Source organism: Streptomyces sp., from assembly GCF_035563135.1.
Lineage (GTDB): Bacteria > Actinomycetota > Actinomycetes > Streptomycetales > Streptomycetaceae > Streptomyces.
Genome location: NZ_DATMVN010000726.1, coordinates 1 through 3,449 on the forward strand (window position 1 = coordinate 1; position 3,449 = coordinate 3,449).

Consider the following 3,449-nt stretch of genomic DNA (forward strand, 5'->3'; position numbering starts at 1 on the left):
CGGCGCGGCAGGGCCGGGCGGGGGCCAGGGCCCGGCCGCCGGTGCCCGCGGGGGCCGCTACAGTTCGACGAGGACCGCTGTCGCGTCGTCATGCGTCTTGCCGCGGCGCAGGTACACGCGGTCGGTGTCGGCCCGTTCCAGCTCCCTGACCCGGTCGATGAGTCCCTGCGGTCCCTCCTTGCGCAGCATCCTCAACGTGTCCGTCCAGTCACCTTCCCGGAACTTCTCCGTCCAGCGGCTCGCCCCGTCGGTCAGTGCCGCCAGCGCCCGGACCTGGGCCCGGGGCGTCTCGCCGGTCACCGCGCGTGAGGAGACCGAGGGGTCCGCGGCTGCGGTGAAGAAGCCGCCCTCCTGGTTCCGGAAGCGGGCGTCCGTGAGCTCCTCCGAGGCCAGCGATCCCGTCGGCAGCCGGTCGAGCCGGTCGTCCAGCAGCGGCCGGACCGTGCCGTCGGCCGTCTCGACGAGCAGGACCGAGTCGGAGAGCACCAGGTGCTCGATCCGCTCGTCGTCCCAACGCGCCAGGACCACCGTCGCCTGGGGCGTGCGCGGGTGAGAAAGGTCACACGGGGAACGGTGCGTGTCGGCGGTGCGTCGGATGGACAGTGAGAGGATCTCGGTCAGCGTCAGATCCCGTCGCGAAGCGGACAGTTCGGCCAGGGCGCCGCCGAGGCGGGCGGTGAACCATGGAACCGGATGCACACACCCGCCGCCGTCGAGGGGTGGCGTGACACCGTCGAGCAGGACGAGGAAGCCGCCCTGGCCTGCTGCGGGAACGGCGGCCGACGCCCAGTCCTCGTTGGGGCGTTCGGGGTCGCCGGGCGCGGTGGCGAGTTCGATGCGCATCCGGCCAGTCTGCACGATGTCTTCACGAGGCCTGCACGGTCCCACGGTCGAGGCCGTACCAGCAGGTCAGAGGGGCCCTGATGACGGAGTCCAGGGCTTCAGGCATATGCGGGCGGGCATACTGCCAAAGCCTGGCCCGAAGTTCCACCTGGCGGCCCATGCATGCCCTGTGGCGCCAGTGGGGAGACTTGTTCGCCAACTCCGGAGTGTTGTTCACTCGTTCGAGTGGCGGAGCGGTTGATGCGCGGCCCCCTCTCAAAAGCGCTGGAATGGTCGGAAGTCGTATGGCGCACACCAGGGCGGGGCGCCTCTCACGTGACCGCGCGTCACCTCTGCTTCAAGGGCGGACGAGTCAAGATTGCGAGCACCGGTGCAGAAGAAGCGGCCTCGGAGCAAGGACAGCACACGCGAGGAGTCCGAGGTGACGCCTCAGGCAGCAGGTGCGTCCAAGCGGACCGTGCGGGTGCGCAGCCGGCTCGTCGCCGGCGTCGCCGTCGTGGGGATCACCGTCATCGCCGCAGGTGCCCCCGCGGCCCTGGGCGCGTCCTCCGATCTCAACGAGTCCCAGCGGCTCGTCACGCTCGCCGAGCTGAACCAGCAGGCGATCACCCTCGCGCACTCCCTGGCGGACGAGCGGGACGACGTCACCGCCCACATCGCGGGCGGCCGTGCGGACGAGGAGGGCGAGGACGGCGCCACGAGCCCCGCGGCCCGCGTCGACCAGCAGGTGGACGAGATCCGGGATGCCGCCCCGGCCGCCCTGCGCCGGGACCTCGCCGTCATCCCCTCGCTCCGCCGGACCGCCCTCACGGGGGAGGGCTCGGCGATGGAGGCGTACCAGGCGTACTCCGAGGTCATCGCCAAGCTCCACGACCTCGCCGAGGAGCTGGCCGAGAAGACTCCGCCGCGTGCGGCCGACGCCACCCGTGCGCCGCTCGCCCTGGGCGGCGCCGTGGAGCAGGCCTCCGCCACCCGGGGGCTCCTCCTGGCCGCGTTCGCCGTGCCCGGCACGGAGCCCGGGCAGCAGACCGACCCGGTCACCGGCCTGCCCGTCCGGGGCGAGGACGCGGGCGGCAGCGAGGACGACCGCACCCGTGACGAGCTGACCGCCGCCGCCCAGCAGTCACGGGTGCGCGAGCTCGCCTTCCTCGCCGACTTCGACCAGGCCGCCGGGCCCTCCGCGCGGGACAAGCTCGCCTCCACGGTCACCGGCCCCGAGGTCACCAGCGCGGAGAAGTACCTCACCCGGTTCACCGACCGCCCCGAGCTGTCGGAAGCCGACCGGGAAGCCGACCCCGAGAAGGTCGAGGCGGCGCTCTCCGCCCGGATCGACCGCATGCGCGGGGTCGAGTCCGCGCTGGGCACCGCGCAGGTCGAGCGACTGGAGGGGCTGCGCGACGACGACGTCACCGCGCTGGAACTCCGCCTCGCCCTGCTCGGTGGCTGTCTGCTGGTCGCCGTCGGCGTGTCCACCGCCGTCGCCCGCACCCTCACCCAGCCGCTCGCCGTCCTGCGGATCGGCGCCGGACGCATCGCCGCCGAGCCGGAGACCGCCGAACCGGTCCGCTACACGGGGCGCAACGACGAATTCGCCCAGGTCGTACGGTCCATCAACGCCCTGCACGGCAAGCTGCACGGGCTGCACCACGATGTCACCGGCCGGCTCGAGAGCATGCAGACCGAGCGCGGCGAACTGATCGCGGGCCGTGAGGCCCTCACGCTCCAGCGGGCCGAACTCCAGGTCCGGGTGGCGGAACTCACCGGGCAGCTCGAACGGCTGCGGAACACGGTCCACCACACCTTCGTCAACCTGTCGCTGCGCACGCTCGGCCTCGTCGAGCGGCAGCTCGGCGTCATCGAGGGCCTGGAGGAGCGCGAACAGGACCCGGAGCGCCTGGCGACCCTCTACAAGCTGGACCACATGGCCACGGTCATGCGGCGCCACAGCGAGAACATGCTGGTTCTCGCCGGTACCGATCACAACCAGGGGCACGCGGGCCCGATCCCCCTCGTCGACGTACTGCGCGCCGCGGTCAGCGAGATCGAGCGGTACGAGCGGGTGACCATCCAGTCCCTGCCGCCGCACGCCCAGGTCGCGGGCTTCGCCGCCGACGACCTGAGCCACCTCCTCGCCGAACTCCTGGAGAACGCGACCTCCTTCTCCCCGCCCGACTCCCATGTCGAGCTCTCCGGCTGGCTGCTGGAGACCGGGGAGGTGATGCTCTCCGTGCGGGACGAGGGCATCGGCATGTCGGCGGTCCGGATGGGCGAGCTCAATGCCAGGCTGGCCGACCCGGCGTCCTTCGAGGCGGGCGAACAGGCTGCGGACGGGGCCGGGCTGGGCCTCCAGGTGACCTCGCTGCTGGCAGCCCGCCACGGCGTACGGGTGCAGCTGCGCGAGCAGAAGGGGAGCGGGGTGACCGCGGTCGTCGTCCTTCCGCAGGCACTGCTGCCCGAGGCGCCGCCCGCCGCGTCCCCGCCGTCCGTACAGCTGCCCGGGGACGCGCCCACGCTGAATCTGCCGGGCTCGGTCGCCGAGGCCAACTCCAACGCCCTGCCGCCCCGCTCCGCGCCCCCCGCCGGGGACCCGCTGATCGCGGCAGCCG

Annotated in this window: 2 protein-coding genes; one reads left to right on the plus strand and one right to left on the minus strand. The window is 72.7% G+C overall.

What is annotated here, in order from left to right; genetic code table 11:
* Positions 1-57: 57 nt before the first annotated feature.
* Positions 58-843, minus strand: a complete 786-nt coding sequence (locus VN520_RS32175) for a protein phosphatase 2C domain-containing protein (protein WP_325750462.1) — start codon at positions 841-843, stop codon at positions 58-60.
* A 370-nt stretch (positions 844-1,213) separates the two neighbouring features.
* Between VN520_RS32175 and VN520_RS32180 the strand changes: the two genes are divergently transcribed.
* A partial coding sequence (locus VN520_RS32180; protein WP_325750463.1) for a nitrate- and nitrite sensing domain-containing protein occupies positions 1,214-3,449 on the plus strand: 2,236 nt, incomplete at its 3' end.

Coding starts and splice junctions, on each gene's coding strand:
- VN520_RS32175 (WP_325750462.1), bottom strand. CDS start 843: ATGCGCATCGAACTCGCCACCGCGCCCGGCGACCCCGAACGCCCCAAC.